This is a genomic window from Sphingobacterium sp. ML3W, from assembly GCF_029542085.1.
In the GTDB taxonomy this organism is placed as follows: Bacteria; Bacteroidota; Bacteroidia; order Sphingobacteriales; family Sphingobacteriaceae; genus Sphingobacterium.
The window spans coordinates 2823359-2847422 of sequence record NZ_CP107036.1 but is presented as its reverse complement, the minus strand read 5'-3'; the positions used below and the strand labels follow the sequence as shown (position 1 = coordinate 2847422).

General features: G+C 41.4%; 21 protein-coding genes. 7 read left to right on the top strand and 14 right to left on the bottom strand.

Annotated elements, in window-relative coordinates; all coding sequences use genetic code 11:
• Positions 1-46: 46 nt before the first annotated feature.
• The 3 genes from OGI71_RS12220 to OGI71_RS12210 form a co-directional block, all read right to left on the bottom strand.
• Positions 47-3430 (bottom strand): TonB-dependent receptor, encoded by a 3384-nt coding sequence (locus OGI71_RS12220; protein ID WP_282255744.1) that lies wholly within the window; start codon positions 3428-3430, stop codon positions 47-49.
• A 177-nt stretch (positions 3431-3607) separates the two neighbouring features.
• Positions 3608-4708: a FecR domain-containing protein gene (locus OGI71_RS12215; RefSeq protein WP_282255743.1), complete on the bottom strand. Its 1101-nt coding sequence runs from the start codon at positions 4706-4708 to the stop codon at positions 3608-3610.
• A gap of 59 nt (positions 4709-4767) precedes the next feature.
• Complete coding sequence (locus tag OGI71_RS12210) at positions 4768-5355, bottom strand: RNA polymerase sigma-70 factor (protein ID WP_282255742.1); 588 nt, start codon at positions 5353-5355, stop codon at positions 4768-4770.
• A gap of 354 nt (positions 5356-5709) precedes the next feature.
• On the opposite strand from OGI71_RS12210, the gene OGI71_RS12205 reads away from it, so the two are divergent.
• The 3 genes from OGI71_RS12205 to OGI71_RS12195 all read left to right on the top strand — a co-directional run bounded on the left by OGI71_RS12205 (position 5710) and on the right by OGI71_RS12195 (position 8592).
• Entirely contained in the window at positions 5710-6309 is a 600-nt protein-coding gene (locus tag OGI71_RS12205; protein ID WP_282255741.1) for a GNAT family N-acetyltransferase, read from the top strand.
• Positions 6310-6596: 287 nt separating this feature from the next.
• Positions 6597-7484 carry a CorA family divalent cation transporter gene (locus OGI71_RS12200; RefSeq protein WP_282255740.1) on the top strand — a complete coding sequence of 296 codons (888 nt, stop codon included), beginning with the start codon at positions 6597-6599 and terminating at the stop codon, positions 7482-7484.
• Between the two features lie 184 nt (positions 7485-7668).
• Positions 7669-8592 carry a pentapeptide repeat-containing protein gene (locus OGI71_RS12195; RefSeq protein WP_282255739.1) on the top strand — a complete coding sequence of 308 codons (924 nt, stop codon included), beginning with the start codon at positions 7669-7671 and terminating at the stop codon, positions 8590-8592.
• A 133-nt stretch (positions 8593-8725) separates the two neighbouring features.
• Here OGI71_RS12195 and OGI71_RS12190 read toward each other — a convergent pair whose 3' ends face one another.
• From OGI71_RS12190 to OGI71_RS12140, 11 genes are all read right to left on the bottom strand, one after another.
• The gene (locus OGI71_RS12190; protein ID WP_282255738.1) at positions 8726-10678 is read right to left on the bottom strand and encodes a KUP/HAK/KT family potassium transporter; all 1953 of its coding nucleotides are present in this window, start codon (positions 10676-10678) and stop codon (positions 8726-8728) included.
• Positions 10679-10781: 103 nt separating this feature from the next.
• Positions 10782-12521: an ATP-binding protein gene (locus OGI71_RS12185; RefSeq protein ID WP_282255737.1), complete on the bottom strand. Its 1740-nt coding sequence runs from the start codon at positions 12519-12521 to the stop codon at positions 10782-10784.
• A gap of 1 nt (position 12522) precedes the next feature.
• Positions 12523-13644, bottom strand: coding sequence for a sensor protein KdpD (locus OGI71_RS12180; protein ID WP_282255736.1), 1122 nt, complete (start codon positions 13642-13644; stop codon positions 12523-12525).
• Positions 13645-13775: 131 nt separating this feature from the next.
• Complete coding sequence (locus OGI71_RS12175) at positions 13776-14342, bottom strand: K(+)-transporting ATPase subunit C (protein WP_282255735.1); 567 nt, start codon at positions 14340-14342, stop codon at positions 13776-13778.
• 79 nt (positions 14343-14421) lie between these two features.
• A complete protein-coding gene (gene kdpB, locus OGI71_RS12170; protein ID WP_282255734.1) occupies positions 14422-16431 on the bottom strand; it encodes a potassium-transporting ATPase subunit KdpB in 2010 nt (669 codons plus the stop codon).
• Between the two features lie 22 nt (positions 16432-16453).
• Entirely contained in the window at positions 16454-18142 is a 1689-nt protein-coding gene (kdpA, locus tag OGI71_RS12165) for a potassium-transporting ATPase subunit KdpA (RefSeq protein ID WP_282255733.1), read from the bottom strand.
• Between the two features lie 183 nt (positions 18143-18325).
• Entirely contained in the window at positions 18326-18709 is a 384-nt protein-coding gene (locus OGI71_RS12160) for a hypothetical protein (RefSeq protein ID WP_282255732.1), read from the bottom strand.
• A gap of 100 nt (positions 18710-18809) precedes the next feature.
• Positions 18810-18953 (bottom strand): hypothetical protein, encoded by a 144-nt coding sequence (locus OGI71_RS12155; RefSeq protein ID WP_282255730.1) that lies wholly within the window; start codon positions 18951-18953, stop codon positions 18810-18812.
• Positions 18954-19220: 267 nt separating this feature from the next.
• Positions 19221-20555: a sigma-54 dependent transcriptional regulator gene (locus OGI71_RS12150; protein ID WP_282255728.1), complete on the bottom strand. Its 1335-nt coding sequence runs from the start codon at positions 20553-20555 to the stop codon at positions 19221-19223.
• 157 nt (positions 20556-20712) lie between these two features.
• The gene (locus OGI71_RS12145) at positions 20713-20916 is read right to left on the bottom strand and encodes a hypothetical protein (RefSeq protein WP_282255727.1); all 204 of its coding nucleotides are present in this window, start codon (positions 20914-20916) and stop codon (positions 20713-20715) included.
• Positions 20917-21074: 158 nt separating this feature from the next.
• Positions 21075-21305 (bottom strand): hypothetical protein, encoded by a 231-nt coding sequence (locus OGI71_RS12140; protein ID WP_282255726.1) that lies wholly within the window; start codon positions 21303-21305, stop codon positions 21075-21077.
• A gap of 221 nt (positions 21306-21526) precedes the next feature.
• On the opposite strand from OGI71_RS12140, the gene OGI71_RS12135 reads away from it, so the two are divergent.
• The 4 genes from OGI71_RS12135 to OGI71_RS12120 all read left to right on the top strand — a co-directional run bounded on the left by OGI71_RS12135 (position 21527) and on the right by OGI71_RS12120 (position 23980).
• Positions 21527-21904, top strand: coding sequence for a hypothetical protein (locus tag OGI71_RS12135; protein ID WP_259182355.1), 378 nt, complete (start codon positions 21527-21529; stop codon positions 21902-21904).
• Between the two features lie 268 nt (positions 21905-22172).
• Entirely contained in the window at positions 22173-22667 is a 495-nt protein-coding gene (locus OGI71_RS12130; RefSeq protein WP_282255725.1) for a cytochrome c, read from the top strand.
• Between the two features lie 17 nt (positions 22668-22684).
• A complete protein-coding gene (locus OGI71_RS12125; RefSeq protein WP_282255724.1) occupies positions 22685-23071 on the top strand; it encodes a hypothetical protein in 387 nt (128 codons plus the stop codon).
• 42 nt (positions 23072-23113) lie between these two features.
• The gene (locus OGI71_RS12120; RefSeq protein ID WP_282255723.1) at positions 23114-23980 is read left to right on the top strand and encodes a helix-turn-helix domain-containing protein; all 867 of its coding nucleotides are present in this window, start codon (positions 23114-23116) and stop codon (positions 23978-23980) included.
• Positions 23981-24064: the final 84 nt, after the last annotated feature.

Here is a 24064-nt window from a genome sequence, read left to right as displayed (position 1 = left end):
GTTATATTTATTATTAACATCCGTTTTTTGTTCAAAATAGGTTTGCTTAGTATCTAACCTTAATACCGGCTGTATACATTTTTATCTGCGGGAACTGTGCGAACCGTCCAGATCCGGATCTTTCGGGATCATTGCCCTCATATTTCGTCCAGGTAATTAAGTTGTCACCGGAGACATAGACGGTAATTCCTTTTGCAGCGATACGATCGGTGATTGACGCTGGAAAGGTATAGGACAGGTACAGATTTTTCAACCGCAGATAAGATGCGTCCTGGAGAAAATAGGTGGACGGATAACCTGCGACCCCTGCATATCCAGTTAAATAGACAGCCGGAACAGTATTGCTTGGGTTGGTCGGTGTCCAGGCATTCAAAAATTTGGTCGGTGGGGCTGATCCTTGCATAAAAGGCTCGTAGCCCCATTGGCTTACCTGTACTTTTTGGCCCTGTACCCCCTGGAAGAATGCACTGAAATTAAATCCTTTCCAGCCAGCGTACAGATTGAACGAATAGGAATAATCGGGAAAGCGACTGATTCGGATACGGTCCTCAGGTCCGATTGTGCCGTTGCCATCCACATCCCGTATTTTGAGGTCGCCCGGTTTGAGCGTACCTGAATTGGGCTGTTTTGGTGAACTGTCAATCTCGGCCTGACTCTGGAAGATGCCGATCCAATCATACAGGAAAAAATTGTTATAGGGTTGCCCGATTTCTATTGTCCCTACTGTTTCCGCTAATCGCTTCGTTACTTTATTGCGGTAACGGTTGAAGATCAAGTTGGCACCATAGCTGAATTCACCAATCTGATTCTGATGGCGCAATTCAATCTCGATACCTTTATTGACCATGGCTCCCGCATTGACAATGGGCGGCGTTAAGCCTATGCTTGTGGGCACATCAGTACGCTCTTCTAAGATATCGGTTGTGTTTTTATAATACCAGTCCACTGTAGCGCCAAAGAGCCCTTTGTAAATATCCACATCCAGCCCAAAATCGGTGATTGCTGTTTTCTCCCAGCGCAGGTTTTTTTCTACCAAACGGGTTTTTATTGCACCGGACTCAAGTGCTGTAAAGGGATAGGTGGTCGTGCTGAGGATATCCTGATAGGGGTAATAATCAAGGTTTCCTCCTCGGGTTATTTCCTGATTCCCTAATGCTCCATAAGATGCTCTAAGCTTCAGATTATCGATCCAGGAAACATTATTCTTGATAAAATCCTCTTCTGAGATACGCCAGGCAGCGGATCCACCACCAAATGTCCCCCATCGATATCTCGGATCCACACGGGATGTTCCATCGTAACGGATGTTGGCCTCCGCAAAGTATTTTCCTTTATAGTCATAGTTCGCCCGACCGAATAACGACTTGAGGACCCATTCAAACGAACTTCCGTTGAGGTTCTGTTCTTTCGGTGAACTTCCATCTAATTCCATAATCGTATTGTTGGGAAAGTCATAGCGACCGGCACCGATGGTGGTGCTTCTGTTGTCCTGCTGTTCATACCCCCCCAGGATACTGACATGGTGGTCATTAGCCAGCGTTTTCATATAATGTAGTGTCGAATAAAAGGTCTTTGTCAGGTCGCGTCCCGAGCTTTGGCGTAAGCCGACAAAATCTGGATTGCCATTTCCTGACTGCTGATATTCGCCATTTGCGTTGGGGTGATAGGCATAGGAAGGATTTCCAAATAAGCGCTGTCTATAGTCTTGGTTAAAGAAAGTAAAAGCTGCTTTGGTAGACCATTTCAGTCCTGTCATAATATCCACATCCATATAGGCCTGCGCATTGACATTATAGTTTTTAGTCAGCTGGGCACCGGTGTTGTAAACTTCTTCAGGCGTACGGTTTGTGCCGCCGGTGCTCATATAGTCGCGCCCTGCAGACCGGCCGCTGCCGTCAGGCAACCAGGGTTTGAAGGTAGGTGCCGCGGCATAGGCCAAAAGCAGCAGATTGTCATTGGTCATCCAGGGAGCTCTGAGGTCCTGAAAGGAAAAGTTTACATTAGTTCCAATTTTGACTCGTTTATGTACCTGTGTGCCATAATCAAACAAGCCATTGTATCTTTTATATTCATATCCTTTGGTGATGCTATTCTGATCTAAGTAATTGAGCGATACATTATGCGTGCTTTTCTCGCTGCCGCCGGAGAAACTTAGGTTATGGTTCTGAATAGGCCCTTTGCCCAGGATATAGTCAAGCCAGTCAAAGTTGGGATAGGCATCGTTATTGGGATTATTTTTGTAGCTGTCGATCTGGGCCTGTGTGTATATGGCAGGCTGGCCGCTACGTGCCCGTGCTGCATTGTACATTTCCATATAGGTAACCGAATTGGTAATGAGCTTGGGGTATTTGGTCGCCGCGCTGGTTCCCCAATTGCCGCTGTACTCGATATTGCTTGTGCCTGCTTTACCTTTTTTTGTGGTTACCAAAATTACACCATTGGCTGCCCGTGCACCATAAATAGATGCTGAGGCTGCATCCTTGAGTACGGTGACATTCTCAATATCCTGTGGAGAAAGGTTGGAGATCGAACCGATGACCCCGTCAACCAAAACAAGTGGATTGGAAGATGCACCGCTCGATCCCAGGCCCCGGATACGCATGCTGCCATTGTCGCGGCCCGGTTCACCGGTAGGCTGTACGACATCGAGCCCGGCGATACGGCCTTGCAATAGATTTTGAATACTGGGTGCCGGACGCTCGGTGATCGTTTTGCCCGAAACGCTGGCCACTGATCCCGAGAGATTTATTTTTTTCTGCATGGCATAACCAACGACAACAATTTCTTCCAGATTGCTGTTGGCTGTTTGTAATACGACACTGAGCTGGTTTTTGCCCTGCGTGGATACTTCGAGCGAAGTGAAACCGACAGAACTGAAGATCAATACACTGTTTTGATCAGGAACATCGATAGAAAACTGTCCCTGTGAATCTGTACTGGTCCGCAAACTGCTGCCGCGGACAAGGACATTGACTCCGGCCAGTGCTTCATTATTTTCATTGATCACCCGGCCGGTGATTGTTCTTTTTTGAAGAATTCCATCTCCTGGAGTTTTAACAGTTGATTTTGGCGTTGGCCGTCTTGAGATCGCAATGGAACGGCCCTTGATCTGATAGCTGAGCGGCTGTCCGGATAAAAGCTGGTCCAGGGTTTCAGTAACGCTCTTATTGCTGAGATTGATGGAAATCGGTCCGATGGATTTTAGGTCTTTCTCGTCATAGATAAACGTATATCCTGACTGTTTACTGATTTCGATCAGAAGATTCTTTAGCTGCGCCTGATGCTGGTCTAGCGTAATGCGTTGTGCGCTCGCATTGCCCAATGAAACCATGACCGACGCGAAAAAAACGACGATAGTCAGCTTCATCGATAGATGGGATAGTGAAAGTTTCAGGTATTTTATAATATACCTTAAATGTTGTTTACTCATATTTTAAGTTCATATCGCAATACATCCTTAGGGAATATCGTATTTATTGGGGACGATAATCCTCAAAAATTAAGTCTGTATTGTTGGTTTATAATGATGGTTATATTAGGCAAGCCGGTAGCTGGAAGCTTTAAGTTGCGCTCGGGTAATTAGCAACCGGATGGCATAATAGTCTGTTTATCGCATAGCAGTCACCCTCCTTCCTTCGATATTAAATCTTACATCGGATTTGAGCTCTATCGCCTGCAATACTTCCGATAATTTTGCATCCCGTGGTATAATAGCAGATAACCGTGTATTTCCGTAAGGCCCCATGTCGACTTGCACATCATACCAGCGTTCAATTTTACGGGCATATTGACTTAATGGCTCTTCGTTTAATATGTATAAGCCATTTTTCCAGGCATAGCTGTCTTCGACATTGATTGTGTTCACTTGGATATTTTTTTCCTTGCCTACGATAGCCTGCTGTCCGGGCTTTAAGGTAACTTGCATAGCTGATTTTGCGTCAGTAACCCGAAGGCTGCCGGATACGAGCGTCGTCAGTGTCTGGTCATCGTCTTGGTAGGCGTTGACGTTGAAGCTGGTGCCTAGAACTTCGATACGTTGCTGTTCGGTGTGGATGATAAATGGCTTCGCCCGATTTTTCGAAACTTCCAGGTATACTTCGCCGGTGATATGGACACTGCGCTCGGGTCCATCAAAGGCCGTAGGATAGCGTATAGAAGACAAAGCGTTGAGCCAGGCTTTGGTGCCATCTGGTAGTGTGACCTGAAACTGCCCAGCGATGGGGGTCGATAGGGTAACTAGCTGTACTTTATTCGTCTCGGTAATGGCTGTTCCATCGCCATAGCGCAAAGCGAGGCCTCTTGAAATCAGTCCCTCTTTCTGACCGTCGAGCTCAATGGGAGCTTGGCCATCTATAGACAGCTGGGCGCGGTCGGTGCCCGGTAGAATATCATGGGTTGTATGTGACGCTGCTGGTTTATCTTTTGATATTTGTTGCCATAACAGACCTGTAGTCAGTAGCAAGAATAGAACAGCCGCCGCGGCAGCAATATAGCGTCTGCGCTTGGGCATGGCAACATCAGGGATTTGCTTTAATCTTTTCTGTAGCTCAACAAAATCTGAAATTATTTCATCATCTGTCTGATCAAAGCCCTCTTGATTGAAGGTGAGATACCATTCCTCTACTTTTGCTTTTTCGTTTTCATCACATTGTCCTGAAAGATATTTTTCCAATAGGTGCCTCGCTTTAAACAGATTTTGTTTTGCCATGATACGTTTGTATGGTTACGTATATAGGACGGATGAAAGTGGGGGATAGGGGGGAGAATTTAAAATATTTTGCAATATAGAACCAATAATGTCCAGAGCAGGCCACCAAGTTTGGCCCGCAGCAGGCGCAGGGCCTCTTTGATGTAGCTGCGGACACTATGCTCGGATAAATTTAGTTTTTCGGCAATCTCCTTATGACTAAGGTACTGCTTGCGGCTCAATTCAAATATTTCCCGTACTCTAGGCGAAAGCTTTTTAAGTACTTGTTCAATCTGTTCCTGCAGAAGCCGTTCACGCAGGAGATGATCGGTTTCCGATACCTTATTGTCCAGATACATCGAAAGTGAGTCCAAATAATTTGTCTTGGACTGTTCTTTGGCAAGATAGTCAATGATGCGGTGCCGAATAGCCGTATAGAGATAGGAGGATATTTTTCCTTGAATGATCAGCGTTGTTTTTCTTTGCCAGATATTGGAAAAAAGATCATGGACAAGATCTTTGGCTGCTTCGCGGTCCTGTAATTTTTGGGAAGCATGCAAATAAAGCAATCCATAATACTTATTATAGAGTTCCTGAAAAGCGGTGGAACTGCCTTGCTGCAGCTTGGCTAGCAGCTCTTGTTCATCATTATATAGCACACTTTGCATGGTTATCCGTCTGGCAATTATAGTAAACAATGTGGATTGTAACAAATTTATGTTGAAAAATACGGAGCTGGAATTTTGTGTTGTCTCTAGATGTTGTTTTTGGTTGCACTTGTTTATTTCCTTCTCATAATGGAAATTTTCGCTATCAAAATGAAAGACTTTGCTCGTTATTTTTTTGAATGTGTTGCTTCATATTGCTTGTATTCAGAGTTATATAGCTCTTTTGTGTGTTATGGAATACTTTTTGGCATCAGCCTAAAATAAAAATAGCAAATGGATTGGCCGGGTATATACAACTATTAGAAGAACTTCCTGATGCATGGGAGACAGGTTTTGACAAATAAAATAAATGTTATGGAAACAGATCGTATAATCGTACGAACAGCGACAGCAGCGGACCTAAAATATGCGATGGAGATTTCAGCGGAAACGGCTTCATCAGCGAAAGCACGAGGTACAGGAATAGGGACACGGACCCCGCAGTCGATATGCAACAAGATCCTTGACGGTAATGCGGTCATCGCATTGACTCAAACGGGGGAATGGGTTGGCTACATTTACCTGGAAGCCTACGGCGAGGAGAAATTTATTTCGCATTGCGGTCTTATCGTCTCGCCATCTTGGCGACGTAAGGGCATCGCAACACTTATGAAAAGACAGATCTTCGAACTTTCGAAACTAAAATATCCCAAGGCAAAGATCTTTGGCATTACGACTTCGCTGGCTACTATGAAGATCAATTCAAAACTGGGTTTATATCCGGTCAGCTTTTCGGAAATTACTCAGGATCCTTCCTTTTGGAACAAATGCCAGAACTGCATCAACTACCCAGATCTAGAGAAAAAGGGATTCAAAAACTGTTACTGCACAGCCATGCTTTTTGACCCCAGTGCAGTACAAAATTTTAATATAGAAAAGACCCGAAGATCTTATAGTAGTCCGACCATCCATTGATCATACTTTATTCTGATTGAGCGGATTTATAAATTGGTAAATCGTTATCTATCGCTTGACCTCGCCAAAAACCTTCTTTCCTTTATACAACGGAAGGGAGGTTTTTTATATAAATAAGTTGACGTATAAGATGTTCATCATCTCAAAAAAAATTCTTGGCCGAGCAAACTAATCCATTGAAATATTATTAATTTCGAAAAGGAATGTAAGGGTGAACAGCCACTTAGCTGGAAAGATAGATGTGCATTTAAGATCAGCTTTTAAAGTAGAAGAAAATAAAAAATTCGATGAAAACTATTGACCAACATAGAACCCAATTTGATAATTTCGTTTGGATAGATATCTGTCAACCAGACAAAGAAAGTCTGAACAAAATTGCTGAGGAGTATCAACTAGACTATTTTCAGATAAAGGATAGCCTGGAACCAGGGCATCTGCCCAAGTTTGAAAGTCAACCCAATTATAATTTTTTGATATTGAGGGCATTTACTTCCACGATTGAAAAGGGGGCAACGACAATCAATGAATTATCAAATAAAATAGCCTTTTTCTACAATGGACACAAGCTTATTACAATACACCGTAGCCAATTTGCTTTCTTAGACACCGTAAAGCAAAAATATGAAACTTCGGAAGAACTACTGATCTATTTGATCTATAAAATGGTCGAAACTTACCAAACGCCATTAGATACACTGGACGAAAAGATCATCGAAATAGAACAAACAATATTTCTCAAAGACTATGCGCGGGTATCTTTAAAAGATCTATATTTCCTGAAAGCGCAGACACGGATTACAAAGAAACTTTTACAGATTTTTCAGAACGTAACTCACCAAATTGAAGTGGCGGAAAATAATAAGACTGCTTTGCAGGATATAAAAGACAAATTATTGAATCTGATACTCAGTTATGATGAAGTCATCGAAAATGCCAACAATTTGTTGACCACTTATCATTCGGTCAATGCCCAAAAAAGCAATGATGTCATGAAATTGCTGACAATTTTTTCAGCATTCTTTTTACCCTTGACTTTTTTAGCGGGAATTTATGGGATGAACTTTGAAAACATGCCCGAATTGAAGTGGCGCTTCGGCTATTTTATCACGCTTGGAGTAATGGCGATTATTTCGATAATTATCTACCTATGGTTCAAACGCAGACGAATTCTATAAACCTTCAATGCTGTGATGCACTTGGTATCATCAGAAAATAACGCCTATCATTAAAAGAAAGAAATACAACCATGCATTGTTAAATACAACAATAAGTAGTGTAAATACAACTAATGGTAGCGTTGTTTATTCGCTGTTATACTGGCCTGCAAAATAACTTTGTAGTATCAAACAAATAAAAGACATGATGCTAAATTCTAAATCAATCGGCAATAAAATAGCCGAAGCAAGAAAGAAAACAAATCTTTCACAGGCCGAACTTGCTCAGCAGGTTTCGATCAGTCCACAAGCGGTAGGTAAATGGGAGCGGGGTGAATCGATGCCAGATATCATGACATTGAACAGGCTTGCTGAAATACTTGCTGTAGACCTCAATTACTTTTCCGAAAGTTTTCATAGGGATCAGATTGACCATACGGATCGGGAGCCCAAAGATCAGCAGATTTACCTGACTGAGCCGGTATCGAAATCCGAAAATCAGGTTGGCCGCAGCTGGGATATGTCGAAAGGCAACTGGGAAAATGCTGATTTCTCGGGTTTAAAGAATCTGAAAGAACAGTTCAGCTCTTCCAATATCAAAAATTGCAAGTTTACAAACGCAGATCTATCGGGGTTGATACTTGGCAAGAACAATATTGAATTATGTGATTTCTCATCTTCAGACCTCACAAACAGTAAAATACAATCTTCCAACCTGCTAAAGAATCAGTTTAACCGTTGCTCCTTTATAGATGCAGATTTTTCGAGGAGCAATATCGGAAAGTGTAATTTCTCTGATGCAGATTTTACCGGTGCCAGATTTGATACTGGCTGTTTTGAGAGCAATGAAATGACCAATGCCGTGTTGAAACATACTTCATTTAAAAATATGGGGATCAGTGATGTTATTTTTGAAGGTATAATCGAAGACTGTCATTTTGAGGGCTGTGGTTTTTATAAAGTTAAATTTCAGGGAGCCACAATCTTGAATACCTTTTTTAAATACAATAGCAAATTTAAAAAAGTAGAGTTCTCCGATTGCAAGGTTGACAGACTGACTTATGCTTTTCTGAAGAATAATGAAGCAAACTTAACGGGGATAACCCTTCTAGAAGAATCAGCGTACTGATCTGAAAAGCTGCCCCCAAAAAGTGTTTAGCTTTTTGGGGGCATTGTGGTTTTGTACACCCTTGTTTATTAAAAAATAACAGAGATCCTTACAGCAGTAGTAGTGTAGTTTCCGCTAAAACCGCTGTTGATGGTTATGCCTTTCGCTCTAACTTATTTTCGGCAAATGGTACGATTACTAGCGGATATTTCTCTGTTTCAATATTGCTCCTGTCCAGTCCAAAATTGATATAGTCTTTTACGGAGAAATAACGTAAGTTGTAGTATCCCTTCATAACAAAATTTTTCCAGAACGGCATTCGGTTATCATAGGAAAGAAAACTGTCCATAATCATAAATTTAAAATCCCCAATTTTGTTCTGTTGATAAGCCTGTTCCAGCGAATCTTCGACATCTACTTCATTCTTTTCGATCATATCATTGATGACCTGTTTAAAGTAATAGCCAATCCGGGGATCTTCACGGAATCCCAGATCAAATTGGATGTAATAGACATCGTTTCGGATAACAGTTTCGACTGAATACCGTTGTAAATAGGGCTCATCTAAAATATTGACATGCACAAACCAATAAATGTCAGCACGTTTTGGAAGACCGAATTTTAGGATCGAATCCATAATTGTTTTTTCGATCTTTTTTTCAGAATCTGAAGTCGTCAAATACACGAGATTGGTTGCATACTTTGGAAGTTTTTCGTCAGTACTCAATTTAGTAAGCAAGGGCAGGTGTTCCGATAGTTTGACAAAGGACTGAATATTGGATTTGATCTGCCGGCCTCTCCACCAGACGTACATCACGGCAAAGAGCGAAAAGCCCAATAGCAGAGTTATCCAGCCACCTTCTTTCACTTTAAGCAGATTGGCAGACAAAAAGCTTAGTTCTATCGCCAAAAAGATGAGGGTGATCAATATATTAAAGATAAATGGCACACGTTTGATACGCAGATAGGCATTGATCAAAATTGTGCTCATCAGCATGGTGAGTGTAACACTTAGACCAAATGCGGCTTCCATTCTTGTACTTTGCTTAAAATATAAAACCATCCCAACGCAGCCACACATCAGAAACCAGTTGATTGCAGGGATATACAATTGGCCTTTTACATTGCTTGGGAATAGTACAAGATGTTTAGGCCAGATATTGAGTCTAATCGCTTCATTGATCAACGTAAAACAGCCACTGATCAAGGCTTGAGAGGCAATAATGGTCGCCAATGTTGCAATCCCTAATGCAAACCAAAATATGGATTTCGGAACAATATGATAAAAAGGACTGAGACTGCCCACTTCTTCACCAACATGGTTGAGTAACCATGTTGTCTGTCCTGCATAGCAAAGTATAAGCGCAATTTTTATAAATACCCAGGTAATCCGGATGTTGTTCCGCCCACAGTGTCCCATATCGCTATACAGTGCCTCGGCACCAGTCGTACAAAGGAAAATACTGCCCAATAACCAAAATCCTTTGGGCTCATTGACCAGCATTTGATAAGCGTAATATGGATTCAGCGCTTTAAAGACATTCCAATTATCTCCAATAGATAGGATGCCTATTACAGCAATAAAGCCAAACCATATAATCATCAAGGGGCCAAATATCTTCCCGATTTTATCAGTGCCGAACTGCTGAAAAACGAATAGTAAGATCAAGATCCCAACAATAATGGGAACGGTATTAAAACCAGGAACAACGGCTTGTACACCTTCAACAGCCGAAGCAACCGACATTGGCGGCGTAATAATACCGTCAGCCATCAAAAAGGCACCTCCTGCCATGGCTATAAAAACAAGCCATTTACCGCTGTAACGTCTGACTAAGGCATAAAGAGAGAAAATACCACCTTCTCCTTTGTTGTCAGCCTGCAAGGTAATAAGGACATACTTGATCGTTGTCTGAAAAACAAGTGTCCAAAAGATACAACTTAAACTGCCAAGCGCTATTGCTTCTGTAATCACCCGATGATGAAAGACAGCATTGAGTGTATACAGCGGTGACGTACCGATATCACCGAAAACAATCCCTATTGCAATCAGTGAGCCGGCGAGAGTGATCCTCTTATGGAATTCTGCGGTGTTATGTCCAGACATAATTTAGTTTTTCCTGCAAATTAAGTTAAAATTTGCATTGAAATCTAGAGTCTTTTCTTTTTTTGCTAACTAGCACAAATTAGACGAAATATAGGACAGCTGATTACACCGCTTTATTATCCATATTAAGTGTAAAATAAAAGGTACTTCCGGCACCGTATTCACTTTCGACCCAGATTCCTCCGCCCTGTGCCTCAATGAATTCTTTACTGATACTCAGGCCTAAACCAGTACCTTCTTTTTTGGTCCCGGGAATACGGAAATACCGTTCAAAAATCTTTTTTAGATATTGGGGCTGTATTCCTTGTCCGGTATCCGAGACCGAAAATCTGACCTGATTATTCTCCCGTTCCGTTTTGATGGATATCTTCGAATTTTCATACGAATAACGTATGGCATTGGAAATTAAATTGGTCAGCACCCAAGCCGATTTTTCACTGTCGGTCACCGCTGTCGAGGCGTTCTCGTCCATTTCAATTGCTATCTGTATGTTTTTATTGTCGGCTGCAGATTTATTCGCGTTGACAGCATAGTCGATAATGGGCTTGATCTCCGATGGCAGCAGATTGATTTGTATGGAGCCGCTTTCGACCTGTGTTATATTGAGCAGCTCTCCTGTTATTTTCAGTAGTCTATCTGTATCGTCTTTTATCCCGTTGATCAAGTCTTTTTGCTCGCCATTTAAAACCCCTACTTTTTCATTCTCTAATAGTTGTACGCCCATCTGAATGGATGAAATTGGCGTTTTAAATTCATGAGATACTGTTCCCATAAAATTTGTTTTCGCGAGATCAAGCTCTTTAAAGGGGGTAATATTACGCAATAGGATTACCTGGCCGATAAATTTAATATCTGTTTCGCCTGTGGGAACGATATTGATGTCGATTACTTCCTTCTCAAAATAACTTTCTTTACCATCTGCATAGATCTTTAACTGTTCTGCTTTGTTGCTTTTTGGCGCTGGTAGAAAGATATCTTTTATAATATCCCGGATCAGGTCATTGGTTACGGCGATATCCTGTACAGCTTTTCCAATGAAATCTTCTTTCCGCAGTCCTGAGATATTCAAGGCTTCATCGTTGGCAAACAGGACCTTTTTATTTTCGTCTATCCCAATAACAGGATCATGCATATTGTCGATCAAGGTTTCGATCCTCTTTTTCCCTTTTAGGATCTTTTCTAATTTGCTGTCCGAATATTCTTCCAGCTTCTCGGCCATGGTATTAAATGATCGCGCCAGATCTCCAAATTCGCTGTGTCCGCCGAAATTGACGCGTTTTGAATAATTTTGGCTGGCAATCTCCTTGATGCTTTCGGTTAGCTCTCGTATAGGATTGGCAATATTGGACGGAAGGTTGACCAATAATATGACTGCGATCAGAAAACATAATGCTCCTGTAAATGAGATGATCAGTATCGCTCTACGGGCGGTTTCATCTGCAATGTTACTTTTTCTGCTGATCGCATCCATATTAAGCCGCATTAATTCGGTGATGTCTTTTCGGATGGATGAGCTTAGTTGTGCATCGTCGGGTTTATTTTTAAGCGAATTGAAGTGCTTGACAATTAGGTTTGTCCTTTCGATCTCGCCGATTTCAGTCACATTCCCCATCTGTAGCGTCAAATTATTTTGAAACGTATCAATTGCCGCTGCATCCTTACTGATATCTTCCAGCGCCAGGAGCATATTCCGGGAATAGAGCAAGGTGTTGTAATTGGCAACAAGTATATTATTCGTGTCTCTTTTGAGCTGATTAACATACCATCCGCTAATAACAGCTAAGGCTACGATCAATATAAATAGGAGCCCTACTCCAAATGTTAATTTTGCTTTAATTTTCATTTTATGACAATATTACGAGATCAATATTTTCCTGGGACAATTTATTCAATAAAGCATTGAATGTATCGGTTGCGAGGATGATCTTAATCAGATTGATATGTGGTTTACCGATACAGACCGTTGTGATCATACGTTCTTCACATTCTTTAATAATGGCTTTGGTAGCGTTCTTGGCCTTTACCTTAATAATCTCAGCACCCAGTTCGGTGGCCAATTTAAAATTATTGATAAGGTGTCGCTGTTTATCCAAGGCGATCCGGTCCACGCTCTCTTTGGGAACCTGTACATACATGACAAACCATTTGCTATTATAGTAATTGGCTAGACGGGCAGTTTTCCTGATGACATTTTTGGCCGTATGTTCGTTTGAACTGATACAGGCCAGAAAACGTTCTTTTTTAACATTTCGATTGAGGACAACCTCCATTTCGACCTTCCTTTGCACCTGTGAGGCGACCTCCTTTAATGCTAGTTCGCGCAGCTGCAGAATATGTTCACTTTTAAAGAAATTGTTGAGGGCTGCGGTTATTTTTGAACTTTCATAAATCTTACCTTCTTTCAGCCTATTAATCAGCTCCTCTGCCGTTAAGTCTATATTGACAACTTCATCGGCCTGGGCAACTACACTGTCCGGAATCCGTTCCTGCACATCAATACCTGTGATATCTCTGACTTCATCGTTGAGACTCTCGATATGTTGGATGTTTACAGCGCTGATGACATTGATACCGGCATCAAGGATATCCATCACATCCTGCCATCTTTTTTCGTTTTTGCTGCCTTCTATATTTGTATGTGCCAGTTCATCAACGATAACCACTTCGGGCCTAAGATTAACAATGGCCTGTACATCCATTTCTTCAAGCTCCTTGCCTTTGTAAAATAAGGTTCTCCTTGGGATAATGGGTAGACCAGCCAGCAACGCATGGGTTTCGATGCGCTGATGGGTTTCGATATAGCCGATCCTGACATCGATACCACTCTGTAAAAGTGCATGTGCTTCCTGAAGCATACGGAAGGTCTTACCAACTCCGGCACTCATCCCGATATAGAGTTTGAATTTACCTCTTCGGGATTTCTGAATCAGATTTAAAAAATGTTCTGCACTTTTTCTTTCATCCATAACATGTGATAACTTTTATAAACTTACAAATTCCCCTTAAACAAATTGCCAAGGGGAATTATTAATCTATCCGCCCTGCTTAGCCGAAATAGCGGCTAAACAAAGCCTGATAGTTTCATGGTTGGAGTTTTTTATCTGCTCGCCACCTTATCCAAGGCGATGTTTAGTTTTAAAACATTGATTTTTTGAGGACCGAAAATTCCCCACAAAGGTTTTTCGGCATTGTCCTCGATCAATTGATTTATTTTCTGTTCTTCAATACCTCGTATCGTTGCGATACGTTTGACCTGAACTTTGGCTGCTTGAATTGAGAAGTTCGGATCTAATCCACTTCCGCTTGCCGTAATCAGATCGACGGGTATTTCGGATTTCTTGATGCCGGGGTTGTGTACCAAAAAAGTATCGATACGTGCCTGTACCTGACTGAGGTATTCTTCATTTGAAGGTCCTTTGTTACTCGCTCCCGAACCGGCAGCATTATAATTTACGGCAGACGGTCTCGACCAAAAGTACTTGTCGGCTGTGAAGGCCTGACCAATATTTGAATAGTACTTTTTACCATTATGCTCAATGATTTTTCCCTTTCCCGCGTTGGAGGAAAACTGGGCCATTCCCCAGACAGCTAATGGATAGATCACTGTAAAGAACAGAATCATAATGATGGTCAGCTTTATTGCGGGTAAAATGTGTTTTTTCATTTCAGTTATATTTTATGAGGGTAAAATCAGAAAGAAACATGTTCTGTGAGATTTCATCCCTCTTGATTTATTTTACGGATTAAAAGAAAATGGCGACGAACATATCAATCACCTTAATACCTAGAAAAGGAACTGCAATCCCACCTAATCCAAATATGAGTAGGTTTCGGCGCAATAAGGCACTTGCTCCAATTGGTTTATAGGCAACACCTTTAAGTGCCAATGGAATCAGCATTGGAATAATAATGGCATTGAAAATAACGGCAGATAGAATAGCGCTCTCTGGGCTGTGCAATTTCATGATATTGAGTCCCTGTAGCGCTGGAATAGCGGTGATAAATAGGGCCGGAATAATCGCAAAATATTTAGCAACATCATTGGCAATACTAAAGGTCGTTAATGTCCCTCTGGTCATCAATAATTGTTTCCCAATCTCAACCACTTCGATCAGTTTTGTCGGGTCATTGTCTAGATCAACCATATTTCCAGCTTCTTTTGCTGCCTGCGTACCCGAATTCATGGCAACGCCCACATCGGCCTGGGCCAAAGCTGGAGCATCATTTGTTCCGTCACCCATCATAGCCACTAAGCGGCCTTCGGATTGCTCTTTTTTGATGTAGTTCATTTTGTCCTCTGGTTTGGCTTCGGCGATAAAATCATCCACACCGGCTTTATCGGCAATAAACTTTGCTGTCAAGGGATTGTCACCTGTTACCATCACTGTTTTGATCCCCATTTTGCGAAGACGTTCAAACCTTTCGTGGATACCGGGTTTGATAATATCCTGTAGCTCGATTACGCCTAGGGCGATGTCATTTTCAGAAACTACTAGGGGTGTTCCTCCATTTTGGGAAATCGCCTTAACACTTTCTTCGACTTCTTCTGGGAATCTATTGCCAGCTCCTGTAACAAGATTTTTAATCGCATCAGTTGCACCTTTTCGGATACGTATGTTTTCATAGTCTATACCTGAACTTCGTGTCTCAGCTGTAAACTTGATGAATGCGGGGTTCTTCACTTCATAGCTCAGCGGATTAATACCAGCAAGTTCTATAATAGATTTACCTTCAGGCGTTTCATCAGCCATAGAGCTCAATACAGCTGCTTTTATTAGTTTCTTCTCATCAATACCATGTGCGGGGTGAAAGTGAGTAGCCTTGCGGTTACCAATGGTTATTGTTCCTGTTTTGTCCAACAACAATACATCAATATCACCTGCTGTTTCGACGGCCTTACCACTTTTGGTAATGACATTTGCGCGTAGGGCTCTGTCCATTCCGGCGATACCGATTGCTGAAAGCAATCCTCCAATCGTCGTTGGGATGAGACAGACAAATAGGGAGATAAAGGATGCAATGGTGATACCAACATTGGCATGATCCGCAAATGGTTTTAATGTCACACAGACGATAATAAATACCAATGTAAAGCCTGCCAGTAAGATGGTCAGGGCAATTTCATTTGGTGTTTTTTGTCTTGAGGCACCTTCTACCAAGGCGATCATTTTATCGAGGAAGCTTTCACCCGGTTGTGTGGTTACCTGCACGACTATTTTGTCGGAAAGCACTTTGGTTCCACCGGTTACAGAGCTTTTGTCTCCACCAGCCTCCCGAATGACGGGGGCAGATTCACCGGTGATGGCACTTTCATCAATTGTCGCAAGTCCTTCTACGATTTCACCGTCTGAGGGGATAATATCGCCGGCTTCACAGACGAAAATATCGCCTTTTTTTAACTGGGCAGAAGAGATGGTCTGGCCATTTTTAAGTTTGGCTGGAGTTTCTTCTCTTGTTTTGCGCAGGCTATCTGCCTGCGCTTTTCCCCTTGCTTCGGCAATGGCCTCAGCAAAGTTGGCAAACAACAGTGTGAGTAATAATATGACAAATACGGCAAAGTTGTAACCAAAACTTCCCTGTCCTTTTGCTCCTGCCAAGGTCCATAAACTGACGATCAGCATGACCACAGTTCCGATCCATACAGTAAACATAACCGGATTGCGGAACATTGTTTTCGGGTTTAGTTTCACAAAAGACTGTTTCAGTGCTTCCTGTACCATGTCTTTTTGAAACAGTGATGTATTTTTGTTCATTTCTAATTTCTTTAATCAATGTTTAATAAAGTGAGAAGTACTCCGCAATAGGACCTAATGCCAATGCTGGGAAAAAGGATAGTGCAGCTACAATGGCTATGACAGCAAATACCATAAGTCCGAAAGTTGCTGTATCTGTTTTCAGTGTTCCATCTCCCTCAGGAATAAATTTCTTTTCAGCCAATAAACCAGCGATGGCAACTGGGCCTATAATCGGTAAGAAGCGGGACAGAATGAGTACGAAACCTGTACTGACGTTCCACCATATAGTGTTGTCTCCCAATCCTTCAAATCCGCTACCATTATTTGCCGCCGATGACGTGTATTCGTAAAGCATTTCACTAAAGCCGTGGAATCCGGGATTGTTCAGCGTTGTTGCGGTGTATTGCGGTAGTGCAGCTGCTAAAGCTGTTCCTACCAGAATTAGAAAAGGATGCAGCAGTGCGATAATCATAGCGATTTTCATTTCTCTGGCCTCCACTTTTTTACCTAAAAACTCGGGTGTCCGACCAACCATCAGTCCACTGATAAACACAGCGAGGATGATGAAAATAAAGAAGTTCAGGATACCTACGCCACAGCCGCCATAGAAGGCATTGATCATCATGGCAAGTAATTCATTCATACCAGACAGGGGCATGGTACTATCGTGCATGGCATTAATCGAACCTGTCGAAATTACCGTGGTCACGATACTCCAAAAACCGGATGCGGGCGCTCCAAAGCGGACTTCTTTACCTTCCATTGCTCCGAGAGAATTATCGACTCCCATCGCTGCAATCGCGGGATTACCTTTGGCCTCCATCATAATATTCGGAATAACAAGCAAAAGGAAGCCGATCGTCATGACACCAAATATCATCCAGGAGAGCTTCCGCCGCTTGATGAAGATACCCAGCGCAAAAATCATGGCTATGGGGATAATCATCTGCGCGACCATCTCGACCATATTGGAGAGATAGGAAGGATTTTCAAATGGGTGGACAGAGTTTGCACCATAAAATCCACCACCATTTGTTCCAATATGTTTAATGGCTATAAAGGCAGCAGCAGGGCCTCTTGATACTGCGACAGTATCACCTTGCAACGTTGTAATGGTGTCTTTTCCTTCAAAGGTCATTGGTGTACCTTCAAAGGCAAGGATGATAGCCACAACCAATGAAAGCGGCAATAAAATACGTGTACATGATTTTACAAAATAGTTGTAAAAATTTCCCAAAGTACTTGCCGTACGATCCCGGAAAGCCCTGAATACAAGTACAGCTGCCGCCATACCGATACCAGCGCTTACAAATTGTAGGAACATCAGCCAATATTGTCCCAAATAACTGATTCCGGTTTCACCTGAATAGTGTTGGAGGTTACAGTTAACGACAAATGAAATGACGGTATTGAATGCGAGATCTGCCGACATACTCGGATTATTGTCGGGGTTCAATGGCAGACTGCCCTGTGTCATTAAAATGAGCATCCCCAATAAAAACCAGATCATATTGATACTGACCATCGCAACCATTTGTTGTTTCCAGTTCATTTCCGTCTGTGGATTGATACCGCTGACTTTATAAAAGATCCGCTCTATGGGATTAAATATGGGGTCAAGTAGTGTTTTTTCGCCTCCATAGACTTTTGCAATGTACTTGCCTAATGGTATTGCAAGCAATACTGTTATGACAAACATTACGATTATTCCTAAAATTTCTGTATTCATTTCTGTTAATATTATTTAATTTCTCTACAAACTACCTGATGAAAGCCCGTGGCCCTTTTATCTACATAAGATTTTAACCTTTTTGTCCTCTTTCATCTGTTATAGTGATTTAAAATTTCTCTGGTTTTAGCAGTACGTAGCAGATGTAAATAAATACACCAATAGCTACCACAAATAGTGCTGTCATATAAAAGATTTTTGAGTGATATAGCTGTTGCTTTGCAACAAATAAATTTGTTTAAGATTTTTAGGAATCTGTTGATACATATAGATCCATTCTTCGGATGTGCATCTTCTTTTCATGCCCCGAAAAGAACGTACAAAAAGATTTTCGATGATATTGCGGACCTGTTCGTTCCCCCTTTTATAAAGCCATCCGATATATTTTAATCGAATGCCGATTTTTTCGATCTGGCCATTAGAAAGCAAGTAATTGATATGGTTCACAATGGCCTGAAATATCCCTGCGAAATTCCTTCGGGATGACAGGTCCTTGATTTCTTCTTTGATTTCCCCATAATGATCGGCAAGATATTGACTTGCGGATTGTTCATTTATTTTATTCATTCTTACTAGATTTTATCAAAAAAGTCAATTGACTTAATGAATAGACCGAAGCAGGCTACTCCCGCCAGCGTTAATATTAGTGTTATCATTTTGTTATTGATTAGACTGTACTAAAATGTTTTATCATTGCTCCAAAAATCAATACCACAAGCGTTGCAAAGAACAATAAGTGATAAGATTTTAACCATTTAGGGAACGATAGTGGCTCTTGTTCCTGTTCCCATTTAACATCTGTCTTGCTCATTTTTATTTATTTTATATCCGATATGCCAAAATGTATTCCAATAGTTTTTAGCTAGATGTAATTAGTTGTTTATTAGTTTGTTGAGATTTATTTCCTTATGCGTTAAAAATAAATAACCTATCATTTTGATAAGGTGGATTATCAAAATGATAGGTTATTGTTTTTTTACATAAAAAGCGGATGTGTAGAGCTGTCAAATTACTGCCGCAGGCAGTAGTGGTGTATGTTATCGGTTTAGACTTCGCGGGGCATAAATTTACCCATTTCTTAAGATATCTTATAGTGATCTATCTTTCGGTAGAGTGTCGCTAAGCCTATTTCTAGGAGTCTCGCCGTTTCTGTTTTGTTGCCGTGGGTGTAGTTCAGTATTTTCAGGATATGTGTTTTTTCTACATTGGCCATCGAAAATGTTGACATCATCGCTGTGTCTTTGTTGTCTTGTTGCAGGTCTATTGGCAGGGTATCTAAGGTGAGGATCTCATCGTCTGCTAATATCACGCTTCGTTCGATCACGTTTTTCAGTTCACGGATATTGCCTTTCCATGCGTTTCTCTCTAATGCGTTGAGATATTCGTCTGTTAATTTTAATGTGCGTCGATTAGACTTTATAGAAAACCAACTGACAAAGTGTTCTGCCAATAATCGAATGTCTTTGGGTCTTTCGCGCAAGGAGGGAAGTGGTATTGCAAAGACCGACAGGCGATAAAAGAGGTCATTCCTAAAATTACCGAGTTCAATTTCATTTTCTAAATTGCGATTTGTGGCCGCAATGATGCGGGCATCTACTTTGGTGGGTTTGTTATCCCCTACACGCAGGAATTCACCTGTTTCCAGTACACGTAATATTTTGGCCTGTAGCTCTATTTCCATTTCACCGATCTCATCCAAGAAGATTGTTCCTTTGTGCGCTTCTTCAAAGAGCCCTTTCTGATCTTTGGTCGCACCTGTAAAAGCGCCGGCTTTATGTCCGAAAAGCTCGTTTTCAAGAAGCTCTTTGCTGAATGCTGAGCAATTGATTGCCACAAAATTGTGATTTGCACGTAAGCTGGCCAGATGTATTGCCTGAGCAAAAACCTCTTTTCCGGTTCCGGTTTCTCCGGTCAGTAATACAGTGGTCTCGGAAGTAGCGACTCTTTTGGCGAGATCAATTGCCTTAATGATGGATTTAGACTGTCCGATGATCTTATCAAAAGAATGTTTTTCACCGAGCTGCTTTTCGAGTTTTTGAACTTTTTTATTGAGCACGGCCTTTTCACCGGCTTTGTACAACAGCGGAATTATCCTGTCGTTGTCGTTCCCTTTGGTGATATAGTCAAAGGCTCCGTTTTTGATGGCATCGACACTGTCAGGAATATTCCCAAAAGCAGTCAAAAGAATAATTTCAACAGCGGGATGCTTACTTTTTATAATCTTGGCTGTCTCTACGCCATTCCCATCGGGGAGTTTGACGTCACATACGATGACATCTATCTCTTCCAATTCCAATTGCTTTAAGCCCGATTTAATACTGGAGGCCTGAAAGACCTCAAAGCCTTCGAAGCTAATAATTTTTGATAACAAGTTCCTCAACTTGTCTTCGTCGTCGATGATAAGTACTTTCACGTGATATAATTTCCTGTAAATAAAAGCATAGCAGTCCCAACATGTCCAATTTGTTGATCGCTTGAACATGTTGTCGCTTAGCTTTAAGTTAGTCTGTGTATTTGTGAATTTTGAGATTCAATAGCTTGCTTGATCGCTGAGAATATTATAAAATCACCTAATCAGGGTATCTTGTTATATTGAGCTTGTTTGAACTGTAATGGTTATTGTTATCCATTCTTTTTGCACCAAAATGTTTTAAAACTGCGCCAAAAGCGACTACTACGATAACGGCGCATAGCAGGAGGTGATAGGATTTAAGCCACTTTGGAAATGATGGCGGTTCCACTTCCTGTTTCCATTTTACATTCAATCTGTTCATTTCTGATTTATATTAGTTTTATTTTAAATCAAAATTTACTCCAGTAATAGGTTTTTATTTGTAATATGTTGTTGTTTAGTTTGTTGTGTTTTACTTGATGCCGTCATTGATTGAATAGATGCCTATCATTTTGAGAGGGTAATTTTCAAAATGATAGGCTATTGTTCCTGTAGCAATTGGATAAGTTTAAGAAATTCAATAATCTTTGAAAATCCTTCTTTCTCACTGACGTTTTTCATCAGCGTATGCGCCTTATCTTTAGTTTCACCATAAAAACGGAGGCCACGTTGGGCTTTACGGATAAAATGCTGCATCGCTTGGATGGTCTGATGTTCGTCGGTCAGCTGGAGTAAAAAATCTGCAGGAAAATAGATCGCAATTGCATACAATACATCGGTATGTGTGCTTGATAAACTTGGGATGCCTGATGGTATGTGTATAAGGCCCCTTTACCTAATTGTATGTTCACAATTCAAGTTCGAAAGCACTTGCCCTGAAGAATGCATTTATTTCCTCTCTTTAAATACTATAGACTAGTAGTTTTTTGTTACTTCCAAAATTATTGTACCTTCAATGACAACAATTATTATATTTGCGATACTGTCAATTCATGAAAGCGAAACAATTCATATGGATCTTACTGCCATTGATGCTCCTCCAGAGTTTCTCTACGGTATGGGTATGGACTGTTTTTGAACTCAATAGAGACTATATTGCCAAAAATGAATGTATCAACCGCTTTAACGAAAAGGCTCTTTCCTGTAGAGGGCAATGTATCTTGATGAAAAAGATGCGTGAACATGAAGAAAAAGAGCAGAAGAAACTCGAGACACGCATCATCGATGTTGTTTTTATCAACAACAGCCTGAATTTTACCTTTGACAGTTCTTCATCTGAGGGAGCATATATTAAACTGGCCTTTGCAGAACTGAAAGAAGATTATGCTTACCGCCCCATCTTTTCTATTTTCCACCCTCCACTCGTTTAATACCTTTTTAACGAATTTATTGGATGCAAAAATTGGCGTTTTATGTAAACGGTCCAATCTGTATGTGTTTTCCTGAGAAGAATAACTGTACTCATGCTGCTATGTGATTTATACAACGGTTGGAATATTCTTCGTCCAAGAAAGAAGTCCCTTTGGCGCTATTGATCTGGCTGAATAAGGCTTATTGATGGCGATCAAATATTCTATTGATCGAAGGGTAGCACATGGGAATACTGTATACTGTTTTAAATAATTAGAAAAGAGAGTAATGAAAAATAGAATCACAATAATCCTTTCCTGTTTTGGCTTTATCGTTCTGCTTGCCTGTGCGGATAACAGGGATAAGAAAAAGGTATCAACGGACAAAGCTGCTGTGCCGGTGGCGCCATCTCCAGCAACCGAGATCTTGGACTATAAAACCGATGGAACCAAAGGGGTAGGTCCTGTTGCATCTTTTGAGCACAAACCCTTTGATGCGCAGCTTGCCAATAAGGGGGTAGAGCTATTTGTCTCCAAATGTGCCATGTGTCATGGTTTTGATCGCACCTTGGTAGGTCCGTCATTAGATGGGGTTGTCAAACGCCGTACACCGGAATGGATCATGAATATGATGCTCGATCCGGCAACAATGCTTGAAAAAGATCCTGATGCAAAATCATTGAGCAAGGAGTTTGCGTCACCCATGATCAGTCTGGGGTTGCAACAGGAAGATGCACGCGCAATTTTGGAGTACCTTCGCGAACGGAATAGCACAACGAAATAAAGAAATAATCTATATTGATGAAATCCTACAAGCTGAAAGGACTGTTCTGTCTGTTGATGGCCTGGGCACTTTGCCTACAGGCGACCAATCTGTTGTGGGTATTTATTGGCTTTGAATGCAATCGGGATTATATCGAGCAGCAGCTATGTGTCTATCGGTATGAACCTGTGGCAACCTGTAAGGGGTTCTGCTACCTGAGTGAAAAAACAGTGGAACAACAAGAAGCCAGCGATGTGCTGATCAAAGTGAAAAGTGCTGAGATACCGCTGTTTGTGCAGCTTGTTTATGAGCTGACCCAGCAACGCCCATTTACCCGAATTTTAAGAATAACCCATCCGCTAACGGAAGGTAACCCATTGTGTCAGGGGATCTTTGACAGGATTTTTAAACCTCCAATCGTATAACCATTCCCTTTAAATTTTTTATTGAAGAAAAAGAATAAGATCATGGTAATACGAAAAGAAAAACTAGATTTTTTAAGACTAGAAAATATTGATTCGGCTTCCAATGGGATTGTTATTATGCCTATCGCCGAATATTTACATGCCAAAGCTCAACAAAAGACATTGCACGCGCATTCATACTATAGTGTATTGCTGATTAAGAGTGGTGGCCTGACGATGGTGGCAGATAAAAGAATGTATGCCATGGGCAGGCATGATATTCTGAGCATCAGCGCCGATTGTGTCTGTAGCTTCCAGCATAATATACCTGTCGAAGGAAGTATCGTCCTTTTTACAGAATCCTTTTTTGTGCAGCGCTACAATATGGAAAGGACACACTACTTTAACTATTTAAAATGTAACGGGATGAACGGCTTTGTATTGACCAGTGAAGACATCGAAAGATGTAGCCACCTGATGGAGCTGATGCAGAATGAATATCATACAGCAAAATTGGACTCACGAGAGTTGCTACACAACCACCTGGATAGTTTGCTACAGCTGTTGGGGCACCGGATTACAAAAAATATCGGCGCTGTGCGGATGGACGAAAAGGAGGAACGGATAATGACTTTCGAGACTTTGGTAGACGAAAATTATAGAGAGAAGCGATTCCCGTCTTTCTATGCCGAAAGACTGAATATGTCAGTCAATCATCTCAACCGCATTTGCCGCGAAAAGAGAGCCGCAAGTTGTGGCACACTGATCCGAAATCGGATCATATTAGAGGCAGAACGTCTGCTGTATCATACGTTTAAAACGGTTAGGGAAATAGCCATTGAACTAGGCTTTGACAATGTGCCTTATTTTATTACATTTTTTAAAGCCAAGAAAGGGCAGAGCCCCGAGGAATTTAGGAAAAACCAATAGGCGAGAACAGCAGTAAGAGGTGGCAACCTCAGATTCGGCAGTAGGATCGTATTTAAAGCATTGGCCTACTGTCCGAATCGTTTT